Below are 17786 nucleotides of genomic sequence, written 5' to 3'. Positions count from 1 at the left end.
GGAACCGTGCAAGTTCGAAGAAGTTTTCGATTAGCATTATGGGGTGCCTAAAGCCGTAGCTGAAGAAACCTCCGCCCCCTCCACTGCATTATCTGTCCCCCCTGCGGCTGCCCCGCAGCGCCCGGACCTTTCCCGCCTTGTGGTGAAGGGCGCCCGCGAGCACAACCTCCGCAACGTGGACCTCGATCTGCCCCGGGACGCGATGATCGTCTTCACCGGGCTCTCCGGATCCGGGAAGTCCTCCCTTGCCTTCGACACCATCTTCGCGGAGGGCCAGCGGCGCTACGTTGAATCGCTGTCCGCCTACGCCCGCCAGTTCCTGGGCCAGGTGGACAAGCCCGACGTCGACTTCATCGAAGGTTTGTCGCCGGCAGTCTCCATCGACCAGAAGTCCACCAGCAAAAATCCCCGCTCCACGGTGGGCACCATCACCGAAATCTACGACTACATGCGGCTGCTCTGGGCCCGTGTAGGCCGTCCGCACTGTCCTGTGTGCGGCGAGCCCGTGGCCAAGCAGACGCCCCAGCAGATCGTGGACCAGCTGCTGGAGCTTGAGGAGGGCACGCGCTTCCAGGTGCTTGCTCCCGTGGTGCGTGGACGCAAAGGCGAGTTTGTCGATCTTTTCAAGGAACTGACCGCCAAGGGCTACTCACGCGCACGGGTGGACGGAAACCTGGTGCAGCTGAGCGATCCGCCCAAGCTGGGCAAGCAGTTCAAGCACACCATCGAGGTGGTGGTGGACCGCCTGGTGGTCAAGGAAGGCATCAGCCAGCGGCTCACGGACTCCATCGAGACGGCCCTGGGCCTGGCCGAGGGCCGCGTGCTGGCAGAGTTCGTGGACCTTGAGGCGGACGATCCCGGCCGGCTGCGCGCTTTCTCCGAAAACCTGGCCTGCCCCAACGAACACCCCCTTGCCATCGACGAGATCGAGCCCCGCTCCTTCTCGTTCAACAACCCCTTCGGCGCCTGCGCGGCCTGCAGCGGCATCGGCACAAAGCTTGAAGTGGACGAGGAACTGATCGTTCCCAACCCGGAACTCTCCCTGGGCGAGGGCGCCATTGCACCGTGGTCGCTGGGCACGGCCACCACGGAATACTGGAACAGGCTGCTTGAGGGCCTGGCCAAGGAGCTCGGCTTCTCCATGGACACCCCGTGGGAGAAACTGGGCAAGGACGTGCGCCAGACTGTCCTGCACGGCAAGGACCACAAAGTGGTGGTGCAGTACCGGAACCGGTTTGGCCGGGAACGCAAGTACAGCACCGGTTTCGAAGGCGCCATCCAGTACGTCCACCGCAAGCACGGCGAGACGGACTCGGACTGGGCCCGCGACCGCTACGAAGAGTACATGCGGCAGGTTCCCTGCCCCGCCTGCAACGGTGCCCGTCTCAACCCGGCATCGTTGTCCGTGCTGATCAACGGCAAATCGATTGCCGATGTCGCCGCCCTTCCCATGCGCGACTGCGCCGACTTCCTGAACAACCTGGTGCTGACCGGGCGCGAAGCGCAGATCGCCCACCAGGTGCTCAAGGAGATCCAGGCGCGCCTGACGTTCCTCCTCGACGTTGGCCTTGAATACCTGAACCTGGAACGTCCGTCCGCGACGCTTTCCGGCGGGGAAGCGCAGCGCATCCGCCTGGCCACCCAGATCGGTTCCGGCCTGGTGGGAGTCCTCTATGTGCTGGACGAGCCGTCCATCGGCCTGCACCAGCGCGACAACCGGCGGCTGATTGACACCCTCACCCGGCTGCGGGACATGGGCAACACGCTGATCGTTGTTGAACACGACGAGGACACCATCCATGTTGCGGACTGGATTGTGGACATCGGACCCGGCGCGGGGGAGCACGGCGGCCAGGTGGTCCACTCCGGTTCCTACAAGGAACTGCTTGAGAACACTGCGTCACTGACCGGCGACTACCTGTCCGGGCGCAAGAAGATCGAAGTCCCCAAGAAGCGCCGGAAGTACGACAAGAAGCGCGAGCTGAAGGTTGTGGGTGCGCGTGAGAACAACCTCGTGAACGTGGACGCCGCCTTCCCGCTGGGCCTCTTCACTGCTGTCACCGGGGTGAGCGGCTCGGGCAAGTCCACCCTGGTTAACGAGATCCTGTACAAGGTCCTGGCCAACAAGCTCAACGGCGCCAAGCAGGTGGCCGGGCGGCACAAGACTGTCCAGGGCCTGGAGCACCTGGACAAGGTTGTCCACGTGGACCAGAGCCCCATCGGCCGCACCCCGCGCTCCAACCCCGCCACGTACACGGGCGTCTTCGACAACATCCGGAAACTCTTTGCCGAAACCACCGAAGCCAAGGTGCGCGGCTACCTTCCGGGCAGGTTCTCGTTCAACGTCAAGGGTGGCCGCTGCGAGGCCTGTTCCGGTGACGGCACCCTGAAGATCGAGATGAACTTCCTGCCGGACGTCTACGTCCCGTGCGAGGTATGCCACGGTGCGCGCTACAACCGGGAAACCCTTGAGGTGCATTACAAGGGCAAGACCATCGCGGACGTCCTGAACATGCCCATCGAGGAGGGGGCGGAGTTCTTCGCTGCCTTCTCACCCATTGCCCGGCACCTGAACACCCTGGTGGACGTGGGACTGGGCTATGTCCGGCTGGGCCAGCCCGCCACCACGCTGTCCGGTGGCGAGGCCCAGCGCGTCAAGCTGGCCGCGGAGCTGCAGAAGCGCTCCAACGGACGGAGTGTATACGTCCTGGATGAGCCGACCACCGGGCTCCACTTCGAAGACATCCGCAAGCTGCTGATGGTCCTGCAGGGGCTGGTGGACAAGGGCAACACCGTGATCACCATCGAACACAACCTGGACGTCATCAAGAGCGCGGACTGGATCGTGGACCTCGGACCTGACGGCGGCTCCGGCGGCGGCCAGGTGGTCGCGTCCGGAACACCTGAGCAGCTTGCCAAGTCCACCGCCAGCCACACTGCTGCATTCCTGGCTGAAATCCTGGAGTAGGACCGCACAAGTATTCCGTTCCGCGTATGCGAGTTTCAGGCATGAGTGCTGACATGAGAAACTAACCCGGTGACTCAAACAACAGTGCCCGTGATCTTTGACCTGGACGGCACTCTTGTCGATCCGGCCGGTGGGATAACAGACGGAATTGCCTCGGCACTGCGTGCCATGGGCCTGCCGGTTCCCGGCCAGGACCTGCTCCACTCGATGATCGGGCCGAAGCTCAGTGATGCCCTGCTGAACGTGGCACAGGTGCCGGCGGACCTGCTGGATGACGTCATCCGCCTCTACCGGGAGTACTACGTTGCCACCGGGATCGCGCAGAGCCGGATCTACCCGGGCGTCCGCGAAGTACTGGAATCCTTCGCTGCAGCCGGGCTGCCGGTGGCTGTTGCCACCCAGAAACCGCAGCGCCTGGCCCGCACGGTACTGGAGCATCACGGCATGGACGGGCTGTTCCACGGCATCCACGGTTCCGCGGATGACGAGAGCGCCGTGCAGGGGATTCCGCTGGGCAAGACCGAAATCATCGCTGCCGCACTCAAGGACCTGGACACGCAGCATGCCGTGATGGTGGGGGACCGGGCGCAGGACGTTTCCGGTGCCATCGCCAACGGCCTGGACTGCATCGGGGTGGCGTGGGGATTCGCCCCGGACGGGGAACTGGAAGAGGCAGGTGCTGTGGCCATCGTGGAAAGCGCGGAAGGCCTCGAGGAACTGATCGGACGGATGCAGGCTGCCCACGCGGCGGCCATGAGCGGGGTGACCAACAATGGCGATGTTTGATGCCGTACGCTGGACCACCCGCAGCCTGATCTCAGGCACCTGCCGGCCCACCGTCGTCGGACTTGAAAACGTCCCAACCGACGGGCCGTTCATCGTGGCCCCCAACCACCTCTCATTCTTCGACAGCGTCATTGTCCAGGCATTGATGCCGCGGCCTGTCGCTTTCTTCGCGAAAGCCGAATACTTCACCACGGGGGGCGTCAAGGGCAAGGTCATGAAGGCCTTTTTCGAGTCCGTCGGTTCCATTCCCGTGGAACGGGGCGAGCAGGCAGCCAGCGTGCAGGCGCTCAAGACGCTGCTGGACATCCTGGAGTCCGGCAAAGGCATCGGCATCTACCCGGAAGGCACCCGCTCCCGGGACGGCATCCTCTACCGCGGCCGCACCGGCGTTGGCTGGCTGGCCCTGACCACAGGGGCGCCGGTCATACCCGTTGGCCTGATCGGAACCGAGAACCTCCAGCGCGCGGGCGAAAGCGGCGTGCGGCCCCAGCACTTCACCATGAAGGTGGGGGAGCCGTTGTACTTCGACAAGACGGGCCCCGACCATTCACTGCCGGCCCGCCGGGAAGTGACTGACCGCATCATGGACGCAATCGCCGAACTCAGCGGCCAGGAACGGTCCACCAGCTACAACCAGAGCAAGGCTGCGGAGTAGCAGAAAACCGCTGGCCTCGGCTGTGCGCAGGAGGCCGGGTGGAATTTTCTAACCGGCGCGCCTCAGTAGACTGTATAGGTGGCAAATCCAGCAAGTTACAGGCCCAAGACGGGTGAAATTCCCACCAACCCCGGGGTGTACCGGTTCCGTGACCAGCACGGCCGGGTGATCTACGTGGGGAAGGCGAAAAGCCTGCGCTCCCGCCTGAACTCCTACTTCGCCAACCCCGCCGGACTGCTGCCCAAGACCTACGCCATGGTCCACGCGGCCAGCAGCGTCGAGTGGACCGTGGTGGGCAGCGAGCTTGAGTCGCTGCAGCTGGAGTACACCTGGATCAAAGAATTCAAGCCGCGTTTCAACGTGGTCTTCCGGGACGATAAGACCTACCCATACCTGGCCGTGACCCTGAACGAGAAGTATCCGCGCGTCCAGGTGATGCGCGGCGACAAACGGAAGGGCACCCGCTACTTCGGCCCCTACACCGCCGGTGCCATCCGCGAAACCATGGACACCCTGCTCCGCGTCTTTCCGGTGCGGAGCTGCAGCGCCGGTGTGTTCAAGCGCGCGGAAGCCAGCGGCCGGCCCTGCCTCCTGGGCTATATCGACAAGTGTTCAGCCCCCTGCGTGGGCCGGATTTCCCCGCCGGACCACCGTGCCCTGGCCGAGGACTTCTGCGCCTTCATGGGCGGGGAAGCCAAGCGCTTCATCGTCAAGCTGGAAAAGCAGATGGCCGAAGCCGTGGCCGAGCTTGACTACGAGCGCGCCGCCCGGGTCCGCGATGACATCACCGCCCTGCGCAAGGTCTTTGAACGCAACGCCGTTGTGCTCGCAGACGAGACCGACGCCGATATCTTCGCGCTGCACGAGGACGAACTCGAGGCCGCCGTCCAGGTGTTCCACGTCCGCGGCGGCCGGATCCGCGGCCAGCGCGGCTGGGTGGTTGAAAAAGTGGAGGATTCCACCACCCCGGACCTTGTGGAGCATCTGCTGCAGCAGGTTTACGGTGAAGACGGCGACAGCCACGGAAGGCTTCCCCGGGAGGTCCTGGTGCCCGTCACCCCAAGCAACGCCGACGAGCTGGCGCAGTGGCTCGGCGGACTCCGGGGTGCCAAGGTTGATATCCGCGTGCCGCAGCGGGGGGACAAGGCTACATTGCTGTCCACGGTGAGGGAGAACGCCGAACACGCCCTGAAACTGCACAAGACGCGGCGCGCCGGGGACCTGACCGTGAGGTCCCAGGCGCTCCAGGAACTGCAGGAGGCGCTGGACCTTCCGGTCCCGCTCCTGCGGATCGAATGCTTCGACGTCTCGCACGTCCAGGGCACCAACGTGGTGGCCTCCATGGTGGTGGTGGAGGACGGACTGCCCAAGAAATCCGACTACCGGAAGTTCTCGGTCACCGGACCCGCCGCGGCGGACGATACCGCGGCCATGCACGACGTGCTGACGCGCCGGTTCCGCCACTACCTCCAGGACAAGTCGGCACAGGTGGATGAGGCCGCCCTGGGCGGTGCCGCTGGCGGGGCGGACACGGACCCCACGCCGGACTCCAACCCGGCACAGGGACAGGACAGCTCCCTGGACACCACCACGCCGGCGCCGCGGGCGAAGTTCGCCTACCCGCCCAACCTGGTGGTGGTGGACGGCGGCAAGCCCCAGGTCAACGCTGCAGCCCGCGCCCTCGCGGACCTGGGGATCGTGGACGTCTACGTGGTGGGCCTGGCCAAGCGCCTGGAGGAAGTATGGCTGCCGGACAGTGACTTCCCGGTGATCCTGCCCAGGACATCGCAGGGGCTGTACCTGCTTCAGCGGATCCGGGACGAGGCGCACCGTTTCGCCATCTCCTTCCACCGGCAAAAGCGGGGGAAAGCGATGACCGTCTCCGCACTGGACGGGGTGCCGGGGCTCGGCGCGTCCAAGCGCAAGGCACTGCTGGCCCACTTCGGCTCGGTCAAGGGCGTCAAGGCAGCCTCGGCCGCGGAGCTGTCGCAGGCGAAAGGCATCGGGCCGGCCCTGGCCGGCGCGATCGTCAACCACTTCGCGCCGGACGGGCCCGGAGCGGCACCGGTGCCGGCCATCAATATGACCACCGGCGAAGTGATCGAAACTTAGCGGAGTTCCCTGAAACTTGGCTAGGGTAAAGAACGGGGTTTCCGCCAACGCGGCAGCCTGCGGGACAACAACAGAAACGGGGCGGACTTAATGGCAGACACGACGGCGGAATCCGGAGCCGGGGAGGACGGGCTGCAGCCCGTCAAGCCCCTCGAAGCGGAGCTGCTGGTGGTCACCGGAATGTCCGGAGCCGGGCGGAGCACAGCCGCTGACGCCCTCGAGGACCACGGCTGGTACGTCGTGGAGAACCTGCCGCCGCAGATGCTGGGTACCCTGGCGGAGCTGGTGTCCCACGCCCCGCAGTCCATTCCGAGGCTCGCCGTGGTCATCGACGTCCGCAGCAAGGGCCTGTTCGCGGATATCCGCGCTGCGCTGGGAGCCCTGGCCGCCAGCGGTGTCACCTTCCGCGTGCTCTTCCTTGATGCCAGCGACAACGTCCTGGTCCGAAGGTTCGAACAGGGCCGCCGGCCGCACCCGCTGCAGGGCGGCGGCCGCATCCTGGACGGAATCGCTGCCGAACGTGAGCTGCTGCAGGAACTCCGCGACAGCTCCGACGTCGTGCTGGATACGTCCGGCTACAACGTGCACGGCCTCGCCACGGCCATCACCGAACTGTTCAGCGAAACCGGTCCCGTAGCCCTGCGCCTGAACGTCATGAGCTTCGGCTTCAAGTACGGCCTGCCCGTGGACGCCAACTATGTGGCCGACGTCAGGTTCATCCCCAACCCGCACTGGGTGCCCCAACTGCGCCCGCACACTGGCCTGGACAAGGACGTCAGCGACTACGTGCTTGAGGCCGAGGGCGTCAAGAACTTCGTGGACCGCTACGTCATGGCACTGGAGCCTGTCCTGGACGGCTACCGCCGCGAGAACAAGCACTACGCCACCATCGCGGTGGGCTGCACGGGCGGCAAGCACCGCTCGGTGGCGGTCGCCGTCGAGCTTTCCAAGAAGCTGGCGCAGTACCCAAGAGTCACGGTGACCACCACCCACCGGGATCTGGGCCGGGAGTAATGTCGCTGTTCACCGGCGCCCTGCCGCTGGTCCCGCCCGCGGGGTCCGCAGCGGGCCAGCATGACAAGGGGCCCAACGTTGTTGCCTTGGGCGGCGGCCACGGCCTGTCCGCCTCACTCTCCGCCCTGCGCCTGCTCACCTCCGACCTGACGGCCGTGGTGACAGTAGCGGACGACGGCGGATCTTCCGGGCGCCTGCGCGAAGAGTACGGCGTCCTTCCGCCCGGCGACCTGAGGATGGCGCTGTCCGCCCTGTGCGACGACACCGACTGGGGACGCACCTGGCGGGACGTCATGCAGCACCGCTTCCGTCCCGGCCGGGGCCCGGGCGGATCCCTGGACGAACATGCCATGGGAAACCTCCTCATTGTGACCCTCTGGGAACTGTTGGGCGACGCCGTCGCCGGGCTCAGGTGGGCAGGCGCACTGCTGGGGGCCCGCGGCCAGGTATTGCCCATGTCCACCGTGCCTCTCACCATCGAGGGGGATGTGCGCGTCAACGCCCCGGACGGCGGCACCGCCCTCCAGACCATCCGGGGACAGGCCCGCTGTGCGGTGGCAGGGTCCCTGGAGCAGGTGCGGCTCCTGCCCGAGGCAGCCCCGGCCTGCGTCGAAGCCCTCACGGCCATCGAGCTCGCGGACTGGGTGATCCTTGGCCCCGGCTCCTGGTATACCTCCGTGCTGCCGCACCTCCTCCTGCCCGAGATGCGCCAGGCACTGTGCCAGACACCGGCCAAGCGCTGCCTGACCATGAACCTGGCCACGGACACGAAGGAAACAACGGGCATGACCGCCGCCGACCACCTGGACGTGCTCCGGCGCTACGCTCCCGGGTTCAGCGTGGACGTGGTCCTTGCCGATCCCGCCTCCGTCCCGGACCGGCAGGAGTTCGAGAAAGCCGCCGCGATGATCGGCGCCGAGGTGGTCTTGGGTAAAGTAGGGGCGTCGGGCCGCCGTCCCGTCCACGACCCCTTGCGTCTGGCGACGGCGTACCAGGACATTTTTGGGAACAGTTAGGAAGGTGCCATGGCACTGACAGCATCGGTCAAAGAAGAACTGTCCCGTCTGGACATCAAAAAGTCATCAGTGCGCAAGGCCGAGGTCTCCGCCATGCTCCGCTTTGCGGGCGGGCTGCACATCATCTCCGGCCGGATCGTCATCGAGGCGGAAGTGGACCTCGCCTCCACCGCCCGGCGCCTGCGGGCAGCCATCGCCGAAGTCTACGGACACCAGAGCGAAATCATCGTGGTCTCCGCCGGCGGACTGCGCCGCGCCAGCCGCTACGTGGTCCGGGTGGTCCGCGACGGCGAGGCGCTGGCACGCCAGACGGGCCTCCTCGACGGCCGCGGCCGTCCCGTGCGCGGGCTGCCGTCCGCCGTCGTCAACGGTTCCGCCGCTGACGCCGAAGCCGTCTGGCGCGGCGCCTTCCTGGCGCACGGTTCACTGACGGAACCCGGACGGTCTTCTTCCCTGGAGGTCACCTGCCCGGGGCCGGAGTCCGCCCTGGCGCTCGTGGGCGCGGCACGCCGGCTGGACATCCAGGCGAAGGCCCGCGAAGTCCGCGGCGTTGACCGGGTGGTCATCCGCGACGGCGACACCATCGCGGCCCTCCTCACCCGGATGGGCGCCCACGATGCGCTGATGGTGTGGGAGGAACGGCGGATGCGCAAGGAAGTCCGCGCCACCGCCAACCGCCTGGCCAACTTCGACGACGCCAACCTGCGCCGCTCCGCCCAAGCGGCCGTGGCGGCGGGAGCACGCGTGGACCGTGCGCTTGAGATCCTTGGCGACGACGTTCCGGACCACCTGAAGTACGCCGGTGAACTCCGGGTGGCGCACAAGCAGGCCAGCCTGGATGAGCTGGGACGCCTGGCGGACCCGGTCATGACCAAGGACGCCATTGCAGGCAGGATCCGCCGGCTGCTGGCCATGGCGGACAAGCGGGCGCTCGATCTTGGCATTCCGGGGACCGACGCCAATGTGACGCCTGAAATGCTGGACGAGTGACAGCCCCATAGAATCAAAAAGATTCCGGGCGCCAGCCGCCCGGATGCATAATCCGAGAGTTACCAACCGGACCGAATGTCCACGATATTGGAGGATTTTGTGACCGAGTACGTATTGCCCGAACTCAGCTACGATTACGCCGCCCTGGAGCCGCACATTTCCGCGCGCATCATGGAGCTGCACCACAGCAAGCACCACGCAGCCTACGTGGCCGGCGCCAACAACGCCCTGGCCCAGCTGGCGGAAGCCCGGGAGAAGGGCGACTTCGCCAACATCAACCGGCTCTCCAAGGACCTGGCATTCCACACCGGAGGGCACGTCAATCACTCGGTGTTCTGGAACAACCTCTCCCCGGACGGCGGCGACAAGCCCGAGGGTGAACTCGCAGCGGCCATCGATGACGCCTTCGGCTCCTTCGACGCGTTCCGTGCCCAGTTCTCCGCGGCAGCGCTTGGCCTGCAGGGCTCCGGCTGGGGCTTCCTCGCCTACGAGCCCATCGGCGGCAACCTGGTCATCGAGCAGCTCTACGACCAGCAGGGCAACGTTGCGCTGGGCACCACCCCGCTGCTGATGCTGGACATGTGGGAGCACGCCTTCTACCTGGACTACGTGAACGTGAAGGCGGACTACGTCAAGGCGTTCTGGAACATCGTCAACTGGGCCGACGTCGCCAAGCGCTTCGAAGCCGCCCGCACCAACGCCACGGGACTCATCACCCTCCCGTAGTGAGGTGGGCCGCACCGCGGTGTAACAAACTTCACAATCCGGACATATATCGGCCGGGATGTGGACGGTCCGCCCCCGCACTTGCGGGGGCGGACCAAGTTAAACGTAAGATAGGTCACGGAAGGCGGTTAGCCTTCAGCAATGAGGCTGGTCGCCCTCCGTATGTAAATCATCTCTGCCCAATGGCGTGCGGGATCTGTTAGTTGGCTTGATAGCCCGCTCAACTAGTTGTGCTTCTGAAAGCACCAAGGAGACTGAAAAAGTGACGACCCGTATTGGTATCAACGGCTTTGGCCGTATTGGCCGCAACTACTTCCGCGCAGCACTCGCACAGGGCGCGGACCTGGAGATCGTTGCAGTCAACGACCTCACCAGCCCCGAAGCACTCGCACACCTCTTCAAGTACGACTCCGTCGGCGGCCGCCTGAAGGAAACCATCGAGGTCAAGGACGGCAACATCGTCGTCAACGGCACCGTCGTCAAGGTCCTCGCCGAACGCGATCCCGCCAACCTTCCGTGGGGCGAGCTGGGCGTGGACATCGTGATCGAATCCACCGGCTTCTTCACCAAGGCCGCCGATGCCCAGAAGCACATCGACGCCGGCGCCAAGAAGGTCCTGATTTCCGCACCCGCCTCCGACGAGGACATCACCATCGTGATGGGCGTGAACCACAACCTGTATGACAACGCCACGCACCACATCATTTCCAACGCATCCTGCACCACCAACTGCCTCGGCCCGCTGGCCAAGGTGGTCAACGACGAGTTCGGCATCGAGCGCGGCCTCATGACCACCGTCCACGCTTACACCGCGGACCAGAACCTGCAGGACGGCCCGCACAAGGACCTGCGCCGCGCCCGCGCCGCCGCCATCAACATGGTGCCCACGTCCACCGGTGCTGCCAAGGCCATCGGCCTGGTCCTGCCCGAGCTCAAGGGCAAGCTGGACGGCTACGCCATCCGCGTACCCGTGCCCACCGGCTCCGCCACCGACCTCACGGTCACCGTCTCCCGCGAGACCACCGTGGAGGAAGTCAACGCCGCCCTCAAGCGCGCTGCCGAGTCCGAGGAACTGCAGGGCTTCCTGACCTACACCGACGAGCCCATCGTCTCCAGCGACATCGTCGGCGATCCCGCTTCGTCCATCTTCGACTCCGGCCTGACCAAGGTGATCGGCAACCAGGTCAAGGTTGTTTCCTGGTATGACAACGAATGGGGCTACTCCAACCGCCTCGTCGACCTCACGGAGCTTGTCGCAGCCAAGCTGGGCTAGGGTTAGACACATGACATCAAACACCCTCAACGAACTCATCGCTGAAGGTGTCCGCGGGCGGTACATTCTGGTTCGAAGTGACCTGAATGTGCCGCTCGACGGCTCTACAGTCACTGACGACGGCCGCATCAAGGCCTCACTGCCAGTGCTGTCAAAGCTCACGGACGCCGGTGCCCGCGTGCTGGTAACAGCCCACCTCGGACGCCCCAAGGGCGCTCCCGAGGAGAAATACTCCCTTCGGCCCGCAGCAAGCCGCCTGGCTGAACTGGCCGGCTTCAAGGTCACCCTCGCCGCCGACACTGTCGGCAGCGCCGCCAGGGAAGCAGCAGCGTCCCTCCAGGACGGTGAGGTCCTCGTCCTCGAGAACGTCCGGTTCGATCCCCGCGAAACCAGCAAGGACGACGCCGAGCGCGGCGCCTTCGCTGACGAGCTGGTGGCCCTGACCGGTGACAACGGCGCCTACGTGGACGACGCCTTCGGGGCCGTGCACCGCAAGCACGCCAGCGTCTACGACGTCGCCACCCGGCTTCCGTCCTACCTTGGCGACCTTGTGCACACCGAGGTTGAGGTCCTGCGGAAGCTCACCACGGACACCCAGCGCCCCTATGTGGTGGTGCTCGGCGGCTCCAAGGTCTCGGACAAGCTGGCCGTCATCGACAACCTGCTGGGCAAGGCTGACACCATCCTGGTGGGCGGCGGAATGCTCTTCACGTTCCTTGCCGCAGCTGGGCACAAGGTGGCCTCCAGCCTGCTCGAGGAGGACCAGATTCCCGTGGTCCAGGACTACCTTAAGCGCGCAGCGGATGCGGGTACGGAGTTCGTCGTGCCCACGGACGTCGTGGTGGCGGAGAAGTTCGCGGCAGACGCCGCCCACGAGACCGTCCCCGCGGACAACATCGAGGGCAGCAGCTTCGGAGCCCAGGGCATCGGACTGGACATTGGACCGGACTCGGCCGCAGCATTCGCCGAGCGGATCAAGGGAGCCAGGACGGTGTTCTGGAACGGTCCGATGGGGGTCTTCGAGTTTGAAGCCTTCTCCGCCGGCACCCGCGCCATCGCCCAGGCCCTCACCGAAACCGAAGCGTTCACTGTGGTGGGCGGCGGCGACTCAGCCGCTGCGGTCCGTACGCTCGGGTTCGCCGACGACCAGTTCGGCCATATTTCCACCGGCGGCGGTGCGAGCCTGGAATACCTCGAAGGCAAGGAACTGCCGGGGCTCAGCGTCCTGGACCGGTAGGCCCTGCCCGGTACTTCCGGCAGCAGTACCTGACCCTTCAGTCCCTCCGGCCGGCAGGTTGCCCACGGCAGCCTGCCGGCCGAACACTTATCTAGTACTTTTTGGAGAATACGTGACAACGTCAACGAACGGCGCTTTCGACCGCAAGCCATTCATCGCAGGCAACTGGAAGATGAACATGGACCACGTGCAGGGCATCACCCTGCTGCAGAAACTTGCCTGGACCCTTTCCGACGCCAAGCACGACTACAGCCGGGTTGAGGTTGCCGTCTTCCCGCCGTTCACGGACCTCCGCGGCGTTCAGACCCTTGTCCAGGGCGACGACCTGGATGTCGCCTACGGCGGGCAGGACCTCTCACAGTTCGACTCCGGGGCCTACACCGGCGACATCTCCGGCCAGTTCCTGAACAAGCTCGGCTGCAAGTACGTCCTGGTGGGCCACAGCGAACGCCGCACCATCCACAACGAATCCGACGACGTCCTCAACGCCAAGACCAAGGCCGCCTTCAAGCACGGCGTCACGCCCGTGCTCTGCGTCGGCGAAGGCCTGGAGGTCCGCCAGGCGGGCACGCACGTCAACCACACCCTGGAACAGCTCCGTGCCGGTGTGTCCGGGCTGACCGCCGACCAGGCCGCCGAGCTCGTCGTCGCCTACGAACCCGTCTGGGCCATCGGCACTGGTGAAGTAGCCGGGCCGGAAGACGCCCAGGAAATGTGCGCGGCAATCCGCGCCGAGCTCGAGCAGCTGTTCGGGGCGGACACAGCCGCGAAGACCCGCCTGCTGTACGGCGGCTCGGTCAAGGCCAACAACGCGGCCGCAATCCTCAAGGAACGCGACGTTGACGGCCTGCTGGTGGGCGGGGCGAGCCTCGATCCGGCCGAGTTTGCTAATATTGTCAGGTTCGAGAGTCACCTGGTGACGGACTAGTCCGTCCCGCCGCGCACACTCCCGCAATTCCAACTTCCTGAAAGGCCGTCGTGGACGTTCTTCATGTCATTCTGCAGATCCTCCTGGGCATCACCAGCCTCCTGCTGACGCTGCTCATCCTCCTCCACAAGGGACGGGGCGGCGGGATGTCGGACATGTTCGGCGGCGGCATGAGCTCAGGCCTCAGCTCCTCCGGCGTTGCCGAACGCAACCTGAACAGGTTCACCGTTGTCCTGGGCGTCACCTGGGGAATGGTCATCATCGCACTGGGCCTGATCATGCGCTTCAGCGGCGCCGACTCCTGATCCCCTAACCCGGGAAAAGGCACCGCGCGGGCACTGCCGCCGCGCGGGTCAGGGAACTAAACTGTGGCTGTCGGTTCCCGACAGCCACAGTTTCTGTTTGAGCAGGCAGGAGTCCTTCGATGATTCATCCGGCGTCAGGCTTCCGCGGCACCCGTGCGGGCGTCACGGAAGGGACGGGTTTCAGCTTCGAGTCAGAGGATCACGGCAAGGCCCTGCCCCGTATCCAGGTTTCCTATTGGTGCGCCAAGGGGCACGAGACAAGGCCGGTTTTCGTCAAGCTTCCGGAGGACCAGATTCCGCTGGTGTGGGACTGCCGGCGCTGTGGAGCACCCGCATCACGGGACGGGCAGTCAGCGGCGGCCGCGGACGCCATGGACGACGGCTACAAGACACACCTCGAATACGTTAAAGAACGGCGCTCCGGCCAGGACGCCGAAGACGTCCTGGCCGGAGCGCTGGAAAAACTACGCGCCCGCGGCGTCCTTGCGGACGAGCTGCTGCGGGACACGTGACGCGGCGTTCTCGTCAATAAGCCACAGGGTCCGGGACGTACCCCGCGGTCCTGCTGCGGGTACCTGCACCGGGTTGGCGCCCGCCAGGGCCAGCCCTACCGCGCCGGCCTTGTCCTCTCCTGCCACCACCATCCACACCTCAGAAGCGGTGTTGATGGCCGGCAGCGTCAGGGAAACCCGGAGCGGCGGCGGCTTGGGTGAATTCCGGACACCCACCACGGTGCGTTCCTTTTCGCGGACGCCGCCCTGCTCAGGAAAGAGCGAGGCGATGTGTGCGTCGGGGCCCACACCCAACAGGACAACGTCCAGGCGGGGGAGCGCGGCGGGTTCCTCGGGCCGGTCATCCGACATGTCCGCGGCGTGCTCGGCCGCCGCAGCTTCGCGAAGCCTCTGGGCGTAGTCCTCGGCCGCCTCTTCGGGGCTGCCGAAGTCATCCGAGGTTCCGGGCTCGTGGATCCGTTCAGGGTCCACAGGAATGTGCGAGAGCAGGGCCTCGAACGCCTGGGTGGTATTCCGGTCCGGGTCGCCGCCGGGAAGGAAGCGTTCGTCGCCCCACCAGAAATTCACCTTGGACCAGTCGACGGCCGGAGCCGCCGGGGAGTCCGCAACAGCCTTGAGCGTGCCGATGCCCACGGTTCCGCCGGTCAGCACCACGGTGGCCTCGCCGAACTTATCCTGCACATCAACAAGCTTTGTGATGAGGCGGGCGGCGATGGCGGCCATCAGGACGGACGAGTCAGGATGAATGCTTACTCTTGGGTCAACGCTCACTGGGTCGGACGCTCCTTAGATTGGTACGTGGCAGTCCAATAGTAATCACTTCCCCAAACACCTCGTCGGGGTCCAGGCGGCGGAGCTCCTCGGCGAGGCAGTCCCGCAGGCTGCGGCGCGGAAGCGAAATCCGCTGCGCCGGCTGGCCGGGCTGGGTCAGCTCGGCCACGGACAATCCCGGCCGGAAGAGCTGGATGTCCCCGCCGGGCCGTGTCAGCCGAACGCGCCGGATGCCCGTCCCGGCAGGGTCGGCGACGATGGTGACCGGCGCGTCCAGGGTGAGCGTCAGCCAGGCCGCGAGGAGGATGGTGCTCGGCGAATCCGAGGCTCCCTCGACGGCCACGGACGTGACGGGGGAGGAGTCCACCTGGTCAAGGACGGCAGCAAGCTGGATGCGCCAGTTGGTCAGCCGGGTCCAGGCGAGGTCGGTGTCCCCGGCTTTATAGGTGGACCTGATGTTCTCCAGGGCACGCTGCGGGTCAGGTTCGTTGGCGGAGTCGGTGATGCGGCGGTGGGCGATCCTCCCGATGGAGGTCTCGCAGGCGTTCTCCGGGGCGCCGTGCGGCCACCAGGCCACGATCGGTGCGTCCGGGAGCAGCAGCGCGGCCACCAGGGATTCGCTCTCGTGGGAGAGCTGTCCGTAGCCGCGCAGCACGATCACCTCGGAGGCGCCGGCGTCACCACCCACGCGGATCTGGGCGTCCAGGCGGTCCGGGGCCGTAGCTCCGGCGTCGGCCAGGACAATGATCCGGCAGGGGTGTTCACGGCTGGCCTCGTTGGCGGCCTCGATGGCTTCTTCCTCAAGCCCGGACTTGGTGACCACCACGAGGGTGAGCACCCGGCCCAGGGCGATCACGCCGCCCTGCTCGCGCAGGGACATGATCTTCTTGGAAACCGTAGAGGTTGTGGTGTCAGGCAGGTCTACAATCATGGCCTTCTCCAGGTTCGTCCGTCGCGGGCCAGCAGCTCGTCAGCCGAGGCGGGGCCCCAGCTGCCCGGGGCATAGGGCTCGGGCTGTTCGTTAAGCTGGGCCCAGTATTCCTCGAACGGGTCCAGGATCTTCCAGGACAGCTCCACTTCCTCGTGCCGGGGGAACAGCGGCGGCTCGCCCAGGAGCACGTCCAGGATCAGGCGTTCGTACGCCTCGGGGCTGGACTCGGTGAACGAGTGGCCGTAGCCGAAGTCCATGGTCACGTCCCGGACTTCCATCTGCGTGCCCGGGACCTTGGAACCGAACCGGATGGTGACGCCTTCGTCCGGCTGGACGCGGATTACCACGGCGTTCTGGCCGAAGTCGTCCTCGGCGTGGTCGCGGAACAACAGGTTGGGCGCCCGCTTGAACACGACGGCGATTTCCGTCACGCGCCGGCCCAGGCGCTTGCCGGCGCGCAGGTAGAACGGGACCCCGGACCAGCGGCGGGTGTGGATGTCCACCCGGATGGCGGCAAAGGTCTCGGTGGTGGAATCGGCGGGAATGCCTTCCTCCTCCAGGTAGCCCTGGACCTGTTCGCCGCCCTGCCAGCCTCCGGTGAACTGCCCGCGCGCCGAGTGCGTGGAAAGATCGTCGGGGAGCTTGACGGCGGCGAGGACCTTTTCCTTCTCCGCGCGCAGGTCGTCGGCGTTGAAGGAGATGGGCTCCTCCATTGCCGTCAGGGCCAGCAGCTGGAGCAGGTGGTTCTGGATTACGTCGCGGGCTGCGCCCACGCCGTCGTAGTACCCGGCGCGGCCGCCGGTGCCGATGTCCTCGGCCATGGTGATCTGCACGTGATCCACGTAGTTGGCGTTCCACAACGGCTCGAACAGCTGGTTCGCGAAACGCAGCGCCAGGATGTTCTGGACCGTTTCCTTACCCAGGTAGTGGTCGATCCGGAACACCGCGTCCGGCGGGAACACCGATTCGACGATGTCGTTAAGCTGCCGGGCGGACTCAAGGTCGTGCCCGAACGGCTTCTCGATCACCACGCGGCGCCACTTGTCACCCTCAGCCTGTGCCAGGCCGTGCTTGGACAGCTGCCGGCAGACCTGCTCGAAGGCCTTGGGCGGGATGGAGAGGTAGAACGCGTGGTTCCCGCGGGTGCCGCGCAGCTCATCAAGCTCATCGATGACTTCGCCCAACCGCTCAAAGGCGTCGTCGTCGTCGAACTCTCCCTGCACGAACCGGATGCCCTCCGAGAGCTGGTTCCACACGGCCTCATCAAAGGGGGTGCGGGCATAGGCCTGCACGGAAGCCTTCACCTCGGCGGCGAAGTCTTCCTTGTCCCACTGCCGCCGCGCAAAACCCACCAGGGCAAAGCTGGGGGGCAGCAGGCCACGGTTGGCGAGGTCGTACACGGCGGGCATGAGCTTCTTGCGGGCAAGGTCGCCGGTCACTCCGAAGAGGACCAGTGACGACGGACCGGCGATCCGGTTCAGGCGGCGGTCACGCGGGTCGCGGAGCGGATTCCGCCCACGGCCAGCAGACTTCCTGCCGTATTCAGTTTCTGGCATGGTGCT

16 protein-coding genes are annotated in these 17786 nt (G+C 65.9%); 13 read left to right on the top strand and 3 right to left on the bottom strand.

Annotated features, from left to right (window positions below):
- Positions 1-43: 43 nt before the first annotated feature.
- From uvrA to IEX43_RS02915, 13 genes are all read left to right on the top strand, one after another.
- Positions 44-2968, top strand: coding sequence for an excinuclease ABC subunit UvrA (gene uvrA, locus IEX43_RS02975; protein ID WP_188808974.1), 2925 nt, complete (start codon positions 44-46; stop codon positions 2966-2968).
- Positions 2969-3037: 69 nt separating this feature from the next.
- Entirely contained in the window at positions 3038-3754 is a 717-nt protein-coding gene (locus IEX43_RS02970) for an HAD hydrolase-like protein (protein ID WP_188808973.1), read from the top strand.
- Positions 3741-4409 carry a lysophospholipid acyltransferase family protein gene (locus IEX43_RS02965; protein ID WP_188808972.1) on the top strand — a complete coding sequence of 223 codons (669 nt, stop codon included), beginning with the start codon at positions 3741-3743 and terminating at the stop codon, positions 4407-4409. The genes IEX43_RS02970 and IEX43_RS02965 overlap by 14 nt, the downstream gene beginning before the upstream one ends.
- 78 nt (positions 4410-4487) lie before the next feature.
- Positions 4488-6521, top strand: a complete 2034-nt coding sequence (uvrC, locus tag IEX43_RS02960) for an excinuclease ABC subunit UvrC (protein WP_188808971.1) — start codon at positions 4488-4490, stop codon at positions 6519-6521.
- Between the two features lie 90 nt (positions 6522-6611).
- On the top strand, positions 6612-7535 hold the full coding sequence (gene rapZ, locus IEX43_RS02955) for an RNase adapter RapZ (protein ID WP_104187314.1): 924 nt from the start codon (positions 6612-6614) through the stop codon (positions 7533-7535).
- Positions 7535-8551 carry a gluconeogenesis factor YvcK family protein gene (locus IEX43_RS02950; RefSeq protein ID WP_104187311.1) on the top strand — a complete coding sequence of 339 codons (1017 nt, stop codon included), beginning with the start codon at positions 7535-7537 and terminating at the stop codon, positions 8549-8551. The genes rapZ and IEX43_RS02950 overlap by 1 nt, the downstream gene beginning before the upstream one ends.
- A 9-nt stretch (positions 8552-8560) precedes the next feature.
- Entirely contained in the window at positions 8561-9541 is a 981-nt protein-coding gene (whiA, locus tag IEX43_RS02945) for a DNA-binding protein WhiA (protein WP_015937022.1), read from the top strand.
- 99 nt (positions 9542-9640) lie between these two features.
- Complete coding sequence (locus tag IEX43_RS02940) at positions 9641-10267, top strand: superoxide dismutase (protein ID WP_188808970.1); 627 nt, start codon at positions 9641-9643, stop codon at positions 10265-10267.
- Positions 10268-10529: 262 nt separating this feature from the next.
- Complete coding sequence (gap, locus tag IEX43_RS02935) at positions 10530-11540, top strand: type I glyceraldehyde-3-phosphate dehydrogenase (protein WP_104187307.1); 1011 nt, start codon at positions 10530-10532, stop codon at positions 11538-11540.
- 10 nt (positions 11541-11550) lie between these two features.
- Positions 11551-12777 (top strand): phosphoglycerate kinase, encoded by a 1227-nt coding sequence (locus tag IEX43_RS02930; protein WP_188808969.1) that lies wholly within the window; start codon positions 11551-11553, stop codon positions 12775-12777.
- Positions 12778-12889: 112 nt separating this feature from the next.
- Entirely contained in the window at positions 12890-13705 is an 816-nt protein-coding gene (tpiA, locus tag IEX43_RS02925) for a triose-phosphate isomerase (RefSeq protein WP_188808968.1), read from the top strand.
- 50 nt (positions 13706-13755) lie between these two features.
- Positions 13756-14010, top strand: a complete 255-nt coding sequence (gene secG, locus IEX43_RS02920) for a preprotein translocase subunit SecG (RefSeq protein ID WP_188808967.1) — start codon at positions 13756-13758, stop codon at positions 14008-14010.
- Positions 14011-14129: 119 nt separating this feature from the next.
- Positions 14130-14522 carry an RNA polymerase-binding protein RbpA gene (locus tag IEX43_RS02915; protein ID WP_188808966.1) on the top strand — a complete coding sequence of 131 codons (393 nt, stop codon included), beginning with the start codon at positions 14130-14132 and terminating at the stop codon, positions 14520-14522.
- On the opposite strand, the gene pgl is transcribed toward IEX43_RS02915, so the two are convergent.
- The 3 genes from pgl to zwf are packed head-to-tail and all read right to left on the bottom strand — an operon-like array spanning position 14475 to position 17780.
- Positions 14475-15293 (bottom strand): 6-phosphogluconolactonase, encoded by an 819-nt coding sequence (gene pgl / locus IEX43_RS02910; protein WP_188808965.1) that lies wholly within the window; start codon positions 15291-15293, stop codon positions 14475-14477. The two genes, IEX43_RS02915 and pgl, sit on opposite strands and share 48 nt — an antisense overlap.
- Positions 15283-16224 (bottom strand): glucose-6-phosphate dehydrogenase assembly protein OpcA, encoded by a 942-nt coding sequence (locus tag IEX43_RS02905; protein ID WP_066275634.1) that lies wholly within the window; start codon positions 16222-16224, stop codon positions 15283-15285. Before IEX43_RS02905 ends, pgl begins: the two co-directional genes overlap by 11 nt.
- Positions 16221-17780 (bottom strand): glucose-6-phosphate dehydrogenase, encoded by a 1560-nt coding sequence (gene zwf, locus IEX43_RS02900; RefSeq protein ID WP_174174572.1) that lies wholly within the window; start codon positions 17778-17780, stop codon positions 16221-16223. Before zwf ends, IEX43_RS02905 begins: the two co-directional genes overlap by 4 nt.
- Positions 17781-17786 lie beyond the last annotated feature (6 nt).

Origin of the sequence: Pseudarthrobacter polychromogenes (genome assembly GCF_014644495.1) — a bacterium.
GTDB classification, from domain to species: Bacteria; Actinomycetota; Actinomycetes; order Actinomycetales; family Micrococcaceae; genus Arthrobacter; species Arthrobacter polychromogenes.
This window is presented reverse-complemented; position numbering and strand designations above follow the sequence as displayed.

Coding starts and splice junctions, on each gene's coding strand:
- IEX43_RS02905 (WP_066275634.1), bottom strand. CDS start 16,224: ATGATTGTAGACCTGCCTGACACCACAACCTCTACGGTTTCCAAGAAG.
- IEX43_RS02930 (WP_188808969.1), top strand. CDS start 11,551: ATGACATCAAACACCCTCAACGAACTCATCGCTGAAGGTGTCCGCGGG.
- rapZ (WP_104187314.1), top strand. CDS start 6,612: ATGGCAGACACGACGGCGGAATCCGGAGCCGGGGAGGACGGGCTGCAG.
- whiA (WP_015937022.1), top strand. CDS start 8,561: ATGGCACTGACAGCATCGGTCAAAGAAGAACTGTCCCGTCTGGACATC.
- IEX43_RS02950 (WP_104187311.1), top strand. CDS start 7,535: ATGTCGCTGTTCACCGGCGCCCTGCCGCTGGTCCCGCCCGCGGGGTCC.
- IEX43_RS02915 (WP_188808966.1), top strand. CDS start 14,130: ATGATTCATCCGGCGTCAGGCTTCCGCGGCACCCGTGCGGGCGTCACG.
- IEX43_RS02965 (WP_188808972.1), top strand. CDS start 3,741: ATGGCGATGTTTGATGCCGTACGCTGGACCACCCGCAGCCTGATCTCA.
- zwf (WP_174174572.1), bottom strand. CDS start 17,780: ATGCCAGAAACTGAATACGGCAGGAAGTCTGCTGGCCGTGGGCGGAAT.